Annotated in this window: 15 protein-coding genes, 1 pseudogene and 1 riboswitch; all 16 genes and pseudogenes read left to right on the forward strand. The window is 36.9% G+C overall.

What is annotated here, in order from left to right; genetic code table 11:
* Positions 1-110, forward strand: a pseudogene (locus tag JT739_RS12735) (hypothetical protein); the annotation flags it as partial.
* A gap of 83 nt (positions 111-193) precedes the next feature.
* Positions 194-373, forward strand: a riboswitch (Lysine riboswitch).
* 83 nt (positions 374-456) lie between these two features.
* Positions 457-1,791, forward strand: coding sequence for a diaminopimelate decarboxylase (lysA, locus tag JT739_RS08355; protein ID WP_237660649.1), 1,335 nt, complete (start codon positions 457-459; stop codon positions 1,789-1,791).
* Between the two features lie 119 nt (positions 1,792-1,910).
* Positions 1,911-2,534 carry a site-2 protease family protein gene (locus JT739_RS08360; protein WP_370642612.1) on the forward strand — a complete coding sequence of 208 codons (624 nt, stop codon included), beginning with the start codon at positions 1,911-1,913 and terminating at the stop codon, positions 2,532-2,534.
* A 17-nt stretch (positions 2,535-2,551) separates the two neighbouring features.
* Positions 2,552-3,535, forward strand: a complete 984-nt coding sequence (gene trpS / locus JT739_RS08365) for a tryptophan--tRNA ligase (RefSeq protein WP_237660651.1) — start codon at positions 2,552-2,554, stop codon at positions 3,533-3,535.
* 16 nt (positions 3,536-3,551) lie between these two features.
* Positions 3,552-4,292, forward strand: a complete 741-nt coding sequence (locus JT739_RS08370) for a segregation/condensation protein A (protein WP_237660652.1) — start codon at positions 3,552-3,554, stop codon at positions 4,290-4,292.
* A gap of 8 nt (positions 4,293-4,300) precedes the next feature.
* On the forward strand, positions 4,301-4,804 hold the full coding sequence (scpB, locus tag JT739_RS08375; protein WP_237660653.1) for an SMC-Scp complex subunit ScpB: 504 nt from the start codon (positions 4,301-4,303) through the stop codon (positions 4,802-4,804).
* 58 nt (positions 4,805-4,862) lie between these two features.
* Positions 4,863-5,576 carry a DUF2953 domain-containing protein gene (locus JT739_RS08380; RefSeq protein WP_237660654.1) on the forward strand — a complete coding sequence of 238 codons (714 nt, stop codon included), beginning with the start codon at positions 4,863-4,865 and terminating at the stop codon, positions 5,574-5,576.
* Positions 5,549-5,938, forward strand: coding sequence for a GerW family sporulation protein (gene ytfJ / locus JT739_RS08385; RefSeq protein ID WP_237660655.1), 390 nt, complete (start codon positions 5,549-5,551; stop codon positions 5,936-5,938). The genes JT739_RS08380 and ytfJ overlap by 28 nt, the downstream gene beginning before the upstream one ends.
* Positions 5,939-6,069: 131 nt before the next feature.
* Complete coding sequence (locus tag JT739_RS08390) at positions 6,070-7,203, forward strand: D-alanyl-D-alanine carboxypeptidase family protein (RefSeq protein ID WP_237660656.1); 1,134 nt, start codon at positions 6,070-6,072, stop codon at positions 7,201-7,203.
* Positions 7,204-7,302: 99 nt separating this feature from the next.
* Positions 7,303-7,725, forward strand: a complete 423-nt coding sequence (locus tag JT739_RS08395) for a hypothetical protein (RefSeq protein ID WP_237660657.1) — start codon at positions 7,303-7,305, stop codon at positions 7,723-7,725.
* Between the two features lie 43 nt (positions 7,726-7,768).
* The gene (locus JT739_RS08400) at positions 7,769-8,227 is read left to right on the forward strand and encodes a RidA family protein (protein ID WP_237660658.1); all 459 of its coding nucleotides are present in this window, start codon (positions 7,769-7,771) and stop codon (positions 8,225-8,227) included.
* Between the two features lie 16 nt (positions 8,228-8,243).
* On the forward strand, positions 8,244-9,710 hold the full coding sequence (locus JT739_RS08405; RefSeq protein WP_237660659.1) for a hypothetical protein: 1,467 nt from the start codon (positions 8,244-8,246) through the stop codon (positions 9,708-9,710).
* A gap of 66 nt (positions 9,711-9,776) precedes the next feature.
* The gene (locus JT739_RS08410; protein WP_237660660.1) at positions 9,777-11,060 is read left to right on the forward strand and encodes an FAD-dependent oxidoreductase; all 1,284 of its coding nucleotides are present in this window, start codon (positions 9,777-9,779) and stop codon (positions 11,058-11,060) included.
* A 279-nt stretch (positions 11,061-11,339) separates the two neighbouring features.
* A complete protein-coding gene (locus JT739_RS08415) occupies positions 11,340-12,098 on the forward strand; it encodes an FCD domain-containing protein (RefSeq protein WP_237660661.1) in 759 nt (252 codons plus the stop codon).
* A gap of 33 nt (positions 12,099-12,131) precedes the next feature.
* A complete protein-coding gene (locus JT739_RS08420; RefSeq protein WP_237660662.1) occupies positions 12,132-12,365 on the forward strand; it encodes a hypothetical protein in 234 nt (77 codons plus the stop codon).
* Positions 12,366-12,378: 13 nt separating this feature from the next.
* Positions 12,379-14,190 carry a cobalamin B12-binding domain-containing protein gene (locus tag JT739_RS08425; RefSeq protein ID WP_237660663.1) on the forward strand — a complete coding sequence of 604 codons (1,812 nt, stop codon included), beginning with the start codon at positions 12,379-12,381 and terminating at the stop codon, positions 14,188-14,190.
* Positions 14,191-14,192 lie beyond the last annotated feature (2 nt).

The raw sequence follows: 14,192 nt of genomic DNA on the forward strand, positions 1-14,192 counted from the left end.
GTGCGTCAAGCAGAGGAGTTTATGTAGAAGGGGCAGTAGTCCAAAAGGATGACGGAGTGCTCATTGCAAATCGCTTAAACAACAAAATACCTATTGTAGATGAAGTGGCCTACACTTGACATATTACTTGACAATGTCAACCCAATATGTTATGGTAAAGAAAAATTAAATAAAAGTACCTCATCTCGACACGAGTTGGGGTAGAGGCGCGATTGACCATTAGTAGATTTGCGGAGGCAGGGGAAGCCGATTAAGCAAATTAAAAGGGGTCGTCGCCGAAGCATGGTTTTCCCCCAAAAACCATGCTGGGCTTATACCGAACAGGTATAAGACTGTCACCGGTATTTTACCCCGGTGGAGTGCTACTTCAGAAGAGTGAGGTATTTGCCTTTGGAACAAGAGACAACCGGCAAATATCCCGGTTGTTTTTGTTTTATAAATGAGAGGAGAGGCGGTATGCTTTTAGGAACATGCAGAGTTAACAAACTTAACCATTTAGAAATAGGTGGGTGTGATACAGTAGAACTTGTAAAAGAATTCGGCACACCTTTATATGTCATGGATGAAAACCTCATTCGTGAAAATTGTCGTTCATTCCTCAATAGCATGCGCAGCTTGCATGAAAACAGTGAAGTCATTTATGCAGGAAAAGCTTTTTTAACCATCGAAATGTGCCGAATCATTGAAGAAGAAGGCTTGTGTCTTGATGTGGTTTCAGGTGGAGAACTTTATACTGCAATAAAAGCTCAGTTTCCTATAAAAAGAATATATTTTCATGGCAATAACAAATCCTACGATGAATTAAAAATGGCTATAGAAAACGGCGTTGGGCGCATTATAGTTGATAATTTTTATGAACTTGAACTATTAAGAGATTTAGCTAAAAAATATCCAGGTAAAAAAATAAATGTACTTTTGCGCCTTACTCCAGGCATTGAAGCTCATACACATGATTATATAAAAACAGGTCAGATTGATTCTAAATTTGGATTTGGAATGGAAAACGGACAAGCAATGCAGGCAGTAGAAAGTGCTTTGAGTATAAAAGGCTTAAAGCTTATGGGGTTTCATTGTCATATTGGTTCTCAAATATTTGAAGACGAACCTTTTAAAGATGCAGCCCAGATTATGATAAAATTTGCAAAAGATGTATTTGATAGATATGGTTTCACTACCAAAGAAATAGATTTTGGTGGAGGATTTGGTATAAAATATCGTGAAACAGATAAACCTCTTCCAGTAAAAGAGTATATTCAGACTTTAGTTACTTCGGTTAAAGAAAGTTGCAAAAATTACGGTCTGCATGTTCCGAAACTTTTAATAGAGCCTGGTAGAGCTATTATAGGGGAAGCTGGCACGACTCTGTATACAATTGGTGCCATCAAAAATATTCCTGGTATTAGAAAGTATGTCAGTGTAGATGGGGGAATGAGTGATAACATAAGGCCGGCGTTATATGGTGCTGAATATTCAGCTATAGTTGCAAATAAGGCCAATAGTCCGAAAGTAGAAAAAGTATCTATTGCTGGAAAATGCTGTGAGTCAGGTGATATGTTAATTTGGGATATTGATTTACCCAAAATCGAGCCGGGAGACATATTAGCTGTCTTTAGCACAGGAGCATATCATTATTCAATGGCTAGCAATTATAATATGCTACCTAAACCGGCTGTGGTTTTTGTTAAAGATAATACTGCTCGGCTTGTTGTGCGTCGCCAAACGTATGAGGATTTACTCAGCGCAGAAGTATATTTGCCACAGGCAAAGAAGGTTTTTTTAGCAAGCATGTAGATTTGAATGTTGTATTTAAAAAGTGTGCTCAAGCACACTTTTTTCATTTTAATATAAATGGTATAATGCTGTAAGTAGACTTAAATAATTCTACAGTTGGGAAAGGATGGTCAGCTTTCATGATACAATTTTGGGGCCCTGAAATGTTGCTTAGGATACCGGCTTTGTTGATATCAATTACCTTGCATGAGTATGCTCATGCAAGGGTTTCATACTCCTTAGGAGACCCAACACCTAAGTGGATGGGAAGACTTTCCTTAAACCCTTTGGTTCATTTAGATCCTATTGGCTTGGTGATGTTATGGCTATTTAGATTCGGTTGGGCTAAACCTGTTGAAATAAATCCGAGTTACTATAGAGAGCCTAGAAAGGGTACAATATTGGTTTCTATAGCAGGTCCTTTAGCTAATTTAGCGATAGCTTTTCTAGCTATAATTTTTTTGAAGCTTGATATACTTCGCATCGGTATTCTAGATAGCTTTATTTATGTGTTATTTCTTTACAACTTAACTTTGGCTGTCTTTAATCTGCTGCCAATTCCGCCTTTAGACGGTTCAAAAATATTAGCTGGGTTATTACCTGCAAGACAGGCATACGAGTTTTCAAAATTTGAATCATATGGGCCTTTTATCTTAATATTGTTAGTATATTTTGGATTGCTAAGTAGCATCTTAAATCCTATAATAATATTTATTCATAAAGGATTAGATTTTCTATCAAATTTAGTTTTATTAAGATTTTAATTTTGGGAGGAATCTTTGTGAAAAACCATGTAGTTATGAGTGGAATGAGACCTACGGGTCGTCTACATCTTGGAAATATGATGGGCGCACTGACAAATTGGATCAAATTACAGGATGATTATGAATGCTTTTTTGTTGTGGTAGACTGGCATGCGCTTACTACAGGGTATGAAAACACCCAAGAATTAAAAGAGAACATTAGGCAAATGGTAATAGATTGGGTGAGCGTAGGCCTTAACCCTGAAAAATGCAATATTTTTGTACAATCTCATGTAAAGCAACATGCCGAATTACATCTTTTACTTTCAATGCTCACACCCCTGTCTTGGCTTGAAAGATGCCCTACTTACAAAGAACAGTTAAAGCAGCTTGAAAATAAAGACATCAATACTTACGGTTTTTTGGGCTATCCAGTTCTCATGGCAACTGATATATTGATATATAAAGCAGATAGAGTTCCTGTAGGCAAAGATCAGCAGCCACATATTGAATTAACCCGCGAAATTGCCAGAAGGTTTAATTATCTTTACGAACCGGTTTTTCCAGAACCCAAAGCCCTTTACACTGAATTTAAGGTTTTGCCGGGTATTGATGGCAGGAAAATGAGCAAAAGCTATGACAACTATATTGAAATCTCAGCCAGTCCTGAAACTATAAATCAAAAAGTAAAGATGATGGTTACCGATCCCGCCAGAATCAGAAAAAATGACCCTGGTCATCCTGATGTTTGTAGTGTGTTTGCCTTTTATAATGTTTTTGACGAAAAAGATAATGTCACTGAACTTAGAGAGTTATGCGAAAAGGGCCAAATCGGGTGCGTAGAATGCAAGAAAAAATTAGCTGCCATTATGAATGATAAAATGGAGCCCATTCGCCAAAAGAGAAATGAATTGGAACAAAATCCTGCCATTATAGATGATATTTTGGACAACGGTGCAAAACGCGCTCGCTTGGTAGCTGAAAGGACTTTAGAAGAGGTTAGAGAGGCGATGAAAATCTAGATAAAGGTGAAGAAACGTGGCTTTAAATATTAAGATTAATACATTTGAAGGTCCTTTTGACCTTCTATTTCACCTAATAGAGAAAAATCAAATCGATATTTACGATATACCCATTGCAGACTTAACTGAACAATATTTAGACTATATTCACAAAATAACAGAAAATCAATTGGATTTAGCTAGCGAGTTTTTAGTAATGGCAGCTACGTTGCTTAGTATCAAATCAAAGATGCTATTGCCTTCAAAACCAAAACAGGAGGTAGCATCAGAATTGGCAGTGGCAGAAGATAATGATGTGGATCCAAGAAGTGAGCTAATGCACAAACTGCTTGAGTATAAGAAATTCAAAGAGATATCAATACTGTTGAGGAAAAAAGAAGAAGAACAGGAGTTTATATTTAAAAGACCTCCCGAGGATTTGTCTTTAATGTGGGCAGATGAAATTCCCCTGTCTGAAATTACTTTTGAAGACCTAAAATTGGCTTTTAAATCAGTTATGAGCAAGAAAAAACCAGAAGAAAAAGTTTCTAAAATTACTAAAGACCCTATACCCTTATCGCGTAAGGTAATGGAAATCTACCGAACATTAAAACAAAAATCTAAGATATTTTTTAGTAAATTGTATGATAAAAAGACATCAAAGCTAGAAATAATAACGACCTTTTTAGCTGTTTTAGAGCTAGTAAAAATGAAGCGTATCAATGCATTCCAAGAAAAACAATTTGGAGAAATCGTTTTAACATACAGGGAGGTTTAGACTGTAAGGTGGAATTACAAAAGGCTATGGGAATTATAGAAGGGATATTGTTTACATCAGGAAATCCTGTAAAAATCGATGAAATTGCAAATGTATTAAATATGACATGTGAACAGGTCTTGGAATGCGTGAAACAATTAGAAATTGAGTACAATAAGTTTAGTCACGGAATAATGATTTCGAAAGTAGGGAGCAGCCTTCGACTTACAACAAAGCCCGAAATTTTTCCGTATATAGAAAAAATTTTCAAACCAAAAGTCAGATCACAACTTTCAAAGGCTGCATTGGAAACTCTAGCAATAATTATGTTCAAACAACCCATAACAAAGTCTGAAATTGAGTCTATAAGAGGTGTAAATTCAGAAAAAGCCCTTAATACCCTTTTAGAAAAAAATCTAATTTACGAAAAAGGACGCTTAAATGTACCGGGGAGACCTATACTTTATGCTACAACTGAAGATTGTCTAGACTACTTTGGGTTAGAAAGCATTGATGATATTTCTATTGAGTAAAATGAATTGATAACATTTTTTTGCCACAAACTAAGAGAAAAAGTCTAGGGAGATTAAAGTGATACAATTACTTATTATCCTGGCTTTTTCTCTTGTTTTTTTCTTACCTGTAAAATTTCATATTATGCTATTTAAAAAAGCACGTGATGAACACATAAAGCTTGAAATAAGCTTGTGTAGTTTATCAAAAATAGTTTTAGAAATACCAGAAATGAAATTTACAATAAGAAGCTTTATTCCATTATTGAGTTTTAGGTATAAAATGCAGAGCAAAAAGAAGGGAAAAATTAAATCTAGAAAAGTCGTCATTTCACCCCTCAGAGACAGGTTTAAAGTGATAATTAATATTTTAAAGTTTTGTATTACATACTTAAAAACATTTAAAAAACTAATTAATATATTGCTTAATAAAGTAAATGTCACCTATCTGAATATAGATATTGCATTCGGCAGTGAAAATCCGGCGTTGACGGGATTTTTCGCAGGTTACATTTGGAGTGCCATATATCAAATATTAGGTTTTCTTTCTATGCACGCAAATTTTGCAAAAGCAGATGTTAAAACTAACGTCCGACCTAATTTTCTTGAGCCTGAATCCTTTCAAATAGATGTTAACTGCATATTTCATCTTAGAGTTGGCTATATTATAATTGCAAGTTTGATAATAGCTTGGTATTGGTTATTGTTTAACATTAGATTAAAACAAAAAGCCATAAAGAAAACATCTAAAGGGGCGACTTTATCATGGATGAACATCCAATTCAGAGTTTGATAAAGACTTCTATGGAAAGCATTAAGGAAATGGTGGATGTCAATACAGTTGTTGGTGATGCAGTTGAAACCCAGGATGGTACCGTAATAATCCCGGTTTCCAGGGTTTGTTTTGGTTTTGCTGCAGGTGGAAGCGAATTTGAGGCAAAGACATCAAAAGATAATGATAAGGGTGAAAAAAATAAACTGCCATTTGGTGGCGGAAGCGGTGCCGGTGTATCTGTCCAGCCAATGGCGTTTATGGTTGTAGGGCAGGGTCAGATTAGACTTTTGCCAGTTGATCAAAATACTACAGTGGAACGGATAATCGACATTGCTCCCCAGATTGTTGATCAAATAACCAACATTTTAAAAAAGCAGTAAGTTTTTAACGGACCATGTGAACATGGAGCCGTTTTTTTTTTTTTGCAGCTAATATTTTTCTGGAAAACCCACCAATTTTTTCAAGAATTAAAACCGTGTATAAATATAAAAATATGGTGGGAGGGTGTTTTATGACAAAAAAGATAATAGCCATCTTTTTGGTTATTTATTTATTCATAGCAATTTCTTGCATTAGCGCAAAAGCTGCAGATAATGCATTGTCGATAAACGCCAAGGCATTTGTCCTGATGGATCCAATAAGTGGAAGAATTTTGTTAGAAAAAAATTCTCAAGAAAAAATGGCTATGGCTAGCACCACAAAAATCATGACTGCTATTGTTGCCTTAGAAAAAGGGGATTTACAATCCCAAATCAGAGTAAGTCCGAGAGCTGCTTCAATCGGCGGTTCCTCTTTTTACCTTAAACCTGGTGACGTCTTGACTCTGGAAGATATGCTATTCGGGCTGCTGTTGCCTTCAGGTAATGATGCGGCAGTAGCAATTGCGGAACATATTGCAGGAACCGAAGATAAATTTGTACAAATGATGAATCAAAAGGCTTTAGAACTAGGGGCATTAAATACTCACTTTACAAACCCCCATGGTCTTGATGATCCTGAACACTATACAACTGCAGTAGATTTAGCAGTTATATCAAGATATGCATTAAAGAATATTAAATTTCGTGAGATAGTTCAAACTAAAACAAAAGAAATAAAATATGGAGATATTGACAAGCAGATTTTTAATACAAACAGGCTATTATGGGAATTTGAAGGCGCCGATGGAATTAAAACCGGTTATACCGGAAAAGCCGGAAGGTGTTTGGTGGCCACTGCTAAAAACAATGGTTTTCATTTATTATCGGTTGTTTTAGGTTCACAAAACCACTTTGAAGATTCTAAGAAATTATTAAACTATGGATTTGAGAACTATAAACTGAAAAATATAATTTCTAAAAATAATTATCTCACAACTGTAAATGTGGAAAATGGCGTTATTAAAACAGTGGATTTAATTGCAAAAGATAGCATCACCTTGCCAATAGAGGAAAGCGAAAATATTAAATTTAAATTGATAGTTCCCAAAAAAATTAAAGCTCCCGTTTTTAAGGGAGAAGAAGTAGGACAAGTACAAGTTTATATAGATGATGATTTGGTTACATCAACTTCTTTAATTACGGCTAAGGATGTTCCGTTAAAAACATATAATTACATTCTAAATAGGATTTTAAGATTTTGGACAAGATGGGAAAAAACTGATTGAAATAAAAATGTTAAAAAAGTTAAATTTTGAGAAGGATTTTCGTTATTTATGTCGAATTTATATAACATAATAGCTCATCATTGATGAGGAGGTAAAGTTGTGGTTGATCCATATAAAACAGGTATGTTTAAAACCAATCCTTATGCAAAAAAGAAGCCATTGAAAGGCAGCCTGGTTGTTGTTTTGGACGGCACTTATGAAGAACGCGGTTTGCAATTGATTCCTCAACCATCTCGTTGCCTTGTTGCAAATGAAGTTCACGAACTTATTTTGACTGATGAAAATAAAAAACCAGGAGATACTGTAAATAAGATTGCATATATAGGATTCTTTGCAGTAAAAGAGAGCACAGTAATAACTGTAGGTGATGAAGTTAAAATAAATGGTCATTTAATTGGTAAAATTGCAGGCTTTGATGAAACGCATATGCCTAACCACTATAATATCGTCATATATGGCGAAGAACGCGTTTCAGGGAACCAAAGAAATCTCAACTTAGATGATGAGGTTATTATTGGTTAAATATTTAAACATTCATTTGCATCATTTGAAAGGAGGTGCTTATATGTCATTTGAGAAAAAAATTCAGGAGTTAGGTATCACATTACCAGAGCCACCAAAACCTGTAGCAGCATATGTACCCGGTGTTAAAGTAGACAAATACATTTACACTGCCGGCCAAATACCTTTTGTCAATGGTGAATTAAAGTATAAAGGCAAGGTCGGTGCTGAAGTTTCAGTAGAAGAGGCCTATGAAGCTGCTAAAATATGTGCCCTTAACTGTTTAAGTATAGTAAAGTCTTTGGCTGGCAGCCTAGACAATGTTGAAAAAATAGTTAAAGTTGTTGGTTTTGTAAACAGTGCCGATGGCTTCAATCAGCAACCTCAGGTTATAAACGGAGCTTCAGAGTTACTAGGTCAAATATTTGGAGAGGCGGGCGCACATGCTCGTTCTGCTGTAGGTGTCAATCAGCTTCCAATGGACGCAACCTGTGAAGTGGAGTTAATTGTAAAATTAAAGTAACAAGGAGGACTTTAACATGGCTAAATTCACCAAAAAGTTTGAAATGTATAGGTATCTTCAAGCCAATACTGCAAATATTTATGCAGAGGCGAAAAAAGCTGCAGATGAAATAGGTATTCCTCAAGATTTAAGAGGTAAGTTTGGATTGACCGGTGCTATTTCCGGCTGCCCTTCACCATTGACTAAGAAAATCAGAGAAGCTATGGAAAAGGGTGCAACAGAGGTTATTCCTTTGGCTAAACTGGTAGACGAAGTCAGAAGCTTAGTTAAAGATGTTTACGGCGATGAGTATGACGCGGCACCAGTTAACACCTGTGAAGCAGGATTGTGGGTTACTTTTGATACCCTGTTTTCACCACCTATGCAGGGCCGTGGAGACGCCTATCAAGCACGCTATATTATTCCATATGAAAAGCATTTACACCACCATGGTGGTTACGGAAGACCATTCCCTGGCTGCTTTAAAGATATTCTAGCCGACAGAGGATCTACTGCCGGTGAATTAGGATTTTATGGCAAGAGGCAAAACAATTTGAGTGCTTATATAGCGCCGTTAGTAGGTGCCGATTATTCAGTTCATGGAATTAAATTTCATCCAACAATCCAGCTAACTAAAGTTGATCCTGAAGCATCAGCAGAAAAAATTAAGAAAATTGCAGAACGCCATGCTACTATGCTTACAGGTATTACATCACTTGCGTATGACACACCAGGATATGGTTATGGTGTAAAGGACAGCGATGGTGTACCGGTGCTGCAGAAGCGTTTAGCAGAGATTGCTAAAGAATTTGATGTACCTTACGTACTTGACAACGCTTGGGGTGTTCCCTTTATAGGTCACGATATTACTAAGAGTGGTGCCGATGTAATTATTTACAGTATGGATAAAGCCAGCGAATCTCCAACATCTGGTTTGATAATAGGTAAAGAACAGTACATGGTTCCAATCCGTAGAGCTCTCGGTATGCATGGAGATCGCTACGGAACAACAGCATCTTATGGAAAAGCGGCTTATGTAGTGTTTGATCCCGGCAAAGAGGCACTGCTTGGAATGATTGCAGCACTCAAAGAATTAAGAGACAACCCCGACGAACTTAAGAAACCAGTTGACGACATGTATAAGATCGTAGTAGAAGAATTTGATCAAATTCATCCCAAACTTAGAAAAGGTATAATAATCTCCAAGTCTTACAACAGCAGAGCTGTTGAAGTTAACTACGAAAAGACCTGGGAGGGTGACGAACTAGGATTCCCCATCTTCTCTATAGAAGATATGTATGCAGGAAGCCACTTGTTGCAGGTAGGACTTTCACAGATGGGTGTAATCCCGACAGTTGCCTATGACGCTAACATAATGATTTCCCCAGGCCTCGGTACTACCGATGACAACGGTCAAATTATTGAAAGCAAATTTAGATATGCTGTGAAGGCTCTAGTTAAGCTTATGGAAATCATCGCCAAATACAGTGGATATATAGATTAATCATTAATTACCATACGCCAAGGCAGTGGCCTTGGCGTAGAAAATAAAAATTAGGGAGGTATTTGCATGCCCAAAGTAGTTGTCGTAGGCGGAGGCTGGGCAGGCTCAGCAGCTGCATTATCGGCTAAAAAAGCAGGCGCCGATGTAGTTTTATTAGAAAGAACCGATATGTTATTGGGAACAGGCCTTGTGGGCGGAATTATGAGGAACAACGGAAGATTTACAGCCACAGAAGAAATGATAGCAATGGGTGGAGGCGAATTATTCCAAGTTACGGATAGTGTAGCAAGGCATAAAAACATCGAGTTTCCCGGTCACAAACATGCAACATTATATGATGTTGCTTTAGTTGAACCAGCAGTTAAAAAAGTTCTTATTGATGCAGGTGTGGAGGTTCATACGGAAAGCCGCGTAACAGATGTAGTAGCAGATGGCAACAAGATATTAGCTGTTATTACAGCAGATGGTAGAAAATTTGAAGGCGATGTTTTTATAGAATGTACAGGAACTGCTGGCCCACAAGGAAATTGCACAAAATATGGCAATGGATGCGCCATGTGTGTTTACAGGTGTCCAAGTTACGGACCAAGAGTAAGCATTGCGGCTAAGATGGGTGTCAAAGAAATGATGGCTAAAAAAGCCGATGGCACCTATGGTGCTATGAGCGGTTCTTGCAAACTTTTTAAAGAATCGCTTTCGCAAGAAATTGTAGACAAGTTAAATTCAACCGGTGTGGCCATTGTTCCTGTTCCAGAACACGCTAAAGAGGGATCAGACATTCTAACTAAAAAAGCCTGTCAACAGTATGCCTTAAAAGAATTTGTAGATAATGTTATTCTGCTTGATACTGGACATGCAAAATTAATGACGCCCTTCTTCCCATTAAAGGATTTAAGACAAATTCCTGGGTTTGAAAATGCGCGATATGAAGATCCATATGCAGGAAACCTAGGTAATTCAATAAGATATTTGGCTCTTTCGCCACGGGATAACTATTTAAGAACAGAAGGTGTTGACAATCTTTTCTGTGGAGGAGAAAAAGCTGGCCCACTGGTAGGACATACAGAAGCCATCTGCACTGGTACTCTTGCAGGGGCTAATGCCGTAAGGTGGGCTGTGGGTCAAGAACTGATACAGATTCCTACAGACCTTGCTGTAGGCGACGCTATTGCTTATGTAAAAGAACAAATGAAAACAGAAGAAGGCATATCTAAGAAATATACGTTTTCCGGCTCCGTCTATTTTGAGAGAATGAAGCAACTTGGATTATATACAACAGATGTAAATGCAATAAAGGATCGGGTAGACAAAGCAGGAATGACAAATGTGTTTAATCAGAAAGTTGTATAATAAAGGCATTCATGAAACACCATAAATAAAAGGGGTCATTACTGACTCCTTTTATTTTAAATACTTTATCAAACACAATTGCCAATATTTAGCCACCAGTTTATATAAAACGACCCCCGTAAACCTAATTAGCATTGTTGCCGATATCGTGTTAAAATTTTTGTGGGCGGTTAAATAATTGAGTGGCTGTGCTACTACTTAACATTTTTTATGTCGTTTTGTTATTATAGATTCATCATAAGATAATAGTTGTATTATTATACAAGATGGGGGTTTCATATGCAACATGAAAAACTTCGACTTTTGTTTTTTACTTTAAAGGCCATTGACAATTCTCAAGGGCCCGTAGGTTCTGGCTTCATACGTCATAGCTTGCAAATGCAAGGATTTGATATTAGTGAAGCTACTGTTGGTAGAATATTACGGCAATTGGATCTAAAAGGATATACTGAAAGAATCGGTTTTAAAGGTAGAAAGTTAACTCCTACAGGTAAAGAATTACTTGCGGAGCTAGAACGTGAAAACAATATTAATCATTATGGAAAAGAATTGCTAAATGTAATAAGAGTAACAGGTAAACAAGAACTATTGGATATGTTAATAGCAAGAAAGGCCATCGAAAGCCAATTAGCAAAGTTAGCTGCAATGTATATAACTAATGAAGAAATTCTTGAAATGGAAAAAATTATAAAAAGGCAAGAAATCCATGTTAAAGAAGGTATTTCCATAGCAGATGATGATGTAGAATTTCATAAAATTATATCTAAAGCAGCTAGAAACAGAGTTTTAGATGCAGCTATGGATTTAATAAGGCAGCATGGGCAGCTTTCACCTATGCTTGAGTATATAAGAAAAAGAGTAAAGAGTACAGTTCTCTTAGACCATAAAAGTATATATGAAGCTATTGCTTCCAGGAATCCGGAATTAGCTGAGAAAGCAATGATTAATCATATTGAAAATCTCGAGAGAGATGTCAAAAAGTACTGGGAAATTGCTTATAACAGAGAAGGAAACGACGAGTCTCAAAAAGAAAATTGAATCCCTTAATTAAAAAAGTAAGGAGGAGGTAAAATGCCGGACATATTAGAAAAAGTAATGGATGCAGTTGATGTAGAAACGTATTTAGTTTGCAAAGATGAAGAAGAAGCAGAGAGACTTTCTGTGGAATTGATGGAGAAATTGGGTTTTCAGGATATATCTATAGTTTTTATTCAACATCAAGGTCCTGGCGCAAGAGTTAGGGTTAGAGGATATATTTATAAACCAGGAGACAAATATAGTTGGTTATTTGATCAAAGAAAATAGGGAGGAATTTGTCATGAAGAAGAAAGTTCTGCTTGCACCTCTGGACCCAGTTCATGATATCGGATTAAAAATGATAAAAAGAGGACTGGAACAAAACGGTCATGATACTTTACTTATGCCCCCGGACTATTCTCAGGAAGAAATTATAAAAGCCATTGTAGATAACGATGTAGACGTTGTTTTAATTAGCCGCACACTCGGTTACGGCGTGGCAGAAATTTTAGGGAAATTTATTGATTTAGCAGAAGCTGCTGGTATAAGAGATAAGGTTAAAATAGGAATAGGTGGTATGGCTATAAGACCTGAACTTGCAGCAGAACTAGGTTTTGATGCTGGTTTCGGGCCCGGTACTACTGTAGAAGAAGCTGTTGCTTTCGTAGAAGGAAGAGAGTATGTACCTTCTGAAAGTGGAATTAAACAAAACAAAAAAGATATTACTCAAGGTTATGACTATAGTTTTCGCAATAAGAGAATTGAAAAATTGTTAGATACCATAGTTGATGGAATCCTTGATTATACAAGCAACAAAACTTCTACTGCCATACTAAGAGCAGAGCTTCGCAGACAAATATTAGATAGCACCGATGAATCAGAGAAACAAAAACTTCGCCAGGAATATGCCAGGTACTGCGATGATGTAGTTAAATCTTTTTATGAAGCTGGCAAGTACCGTGAAAAAACTCGGCCACTTACCAAAGATGAAGTAAAAGCACTTAGAGGATATGTAGATGACGTTAATTTCAGAATGAATCCAATAAAACTGCAGCATACCGATAAAAATCCTGCAGTATTTATTCAATATGGAACAGGCTGTCCATTTATGGATATAGCTCATATTAAGTCATGTGAAGCTTGGGGTGCAGATGGCGTAGTTCACTTTGATCCATCTTGGGGAGCCCGAACGGAAGGTTTCCTGGAAGGCTACATAACCCATGAAGAAGATGGGTCTATAATAACATATGAGAATTTAAAGAGCATCAAGGAATCTCTAGCCCCTTATACCCTTTGGCAAGTAAGGGCACATAGGGGATTAAATACTCCTGAAACAGTCTTGCTAGCAGGCAAGATTGGGGCTGACTTGACGAAAATTAATATAGCTTACGGATCATTAAGCGGTGGTACAGATCCATCACGCCTTACAGTTGACGCAGTAGCCGCCATAAAATATGCTGCAGAATTTGGAATGCCTTTTGATGTAGTTACTAATGAAGAGCTCTCCGGAGTTCCTGCTTTTAAAGCTTTTGCAGGTATGCTCATTGTGTCAAAATTAGGTTTAAGGCTCGGTGGCAAACCCATACTTCAACCACTATTTTGCTATTCACCGGAAGTCATGATTAATGGCCAAATGGTGGACAACTATGTTGACTTTAATGCAGCAAAGATATACTGTCTTAGAAATATTGTCAATGCTCCAATATGGTGTGGAGCACCAATTGGATTTTTAACCCAAACTGAGGATAGAGTCCAGTCATCTATGATGACGGCACTTCACGCATCACTTGCTTCCTCATTAGGAGTTGATGCAATTTCTATAGCTTCATCAGATGAAGCTTTCTCTAAAGGTCCCATAACAGCAGCATCCAGAATAGACACACTGAGAGCTACGCAAGCATCGTTTAGATTTTTCGGCCATGCTGATATAACTCCTACAGAAAATGCTAAAAAATGGGCTGCAGAAATGGAAGAAGGAATTGAAAAGGTATTAGAAGCCGTAGCAAAAAAAGGAAATTTTGTTGATGCGTTATACCAAGGATTATTAGGAAGTAGAGAAGATGGAGCTTATCCAGGCAGAGCAGGTAGAAATACAGTAATCAGTAAATCATAATT

Origin of the sequence: Tepidanaerobacter sp. GT38, assembly GCF_021991635.1 — a bacterium.
Lineage (GTDB): Bacteria > Bacillota > Thermosediminibacteria > Thermosediminibacterales > Tepidanaerobacteraceae > DTU063.

Excerpts from the sequence above, each read along its gene's own strand:
- JT739_RS08410 (WP_237660660.1), top strand. The coding sequence starts at position 9,777 with ATGCCCAAAGTAGTTGTCGTAGGCGGAGGCTGGGCAGGCTCAGCAGCT.
- JT739_RS08400 (WP_237660658.1), top strand. The coding sequence starts at position 7,769 with ATGTCATTTGAGAAAAAAATTCAGGAGTTAGGTATCACATTACCAGAG.
- JT739_RS08420 (WP_237660662.1), top strand. The coding sequence starts at position 12,132 with ATGCCGGACATATTAGAAAAAGTAATGGATGCAGTTGATGTAGAAACG.
- JT739_RS08390 (WP_237660656.1), top strand. The coding sequence starts at position 6,070 with ATGACAAAAAAGATAATAGCCATCTTTTTGGTTATTTATTTATTCATA.
- JT739_RS08415 (WP_237660661.1), top strand. The coding sequence starts at position 11,340 with ATGCAACATGAAAAACTTCGACTTTTGTTTTTTACTTTAAAGGCCATT.
- lysA (WP_237660649.1), top strand. The coding sequence starts at position 457 with ATGCTTTTAGGAACATGCAGAGTTAACAAACTTAACCATTTAGAAATA.
- JT739_RS08405 (WP_237660659.1), top strand. The coding sequence starts at position 8,244 with ATGGCTAAATTCACCAAAAAGTTTGAAATGTATAGGTATCTTCAAGCC.
- ytfJ (WP_237660655.1), top strand. The coding sequence starts at position 5,549 with ATGGATGAACATCCAATTCAGAGTTTGATAAAGACTTCTATGGAAAGC.
- JT739_RS08425 (WP_237660663.1), top strand. The coding sequence starts at position 12,379 with ATGAAGAAGAAAGTTCTGCTTGCACCTCTGGACCCAGTTCATGATATC.
- JT739_RS08360 (WP_370642612.1), top strand. The coding sequence starts at position 1,911 with ATGATACAATTTTGGGGCCCTGAAATGTTGCTTAGGATACCGGCTTTG.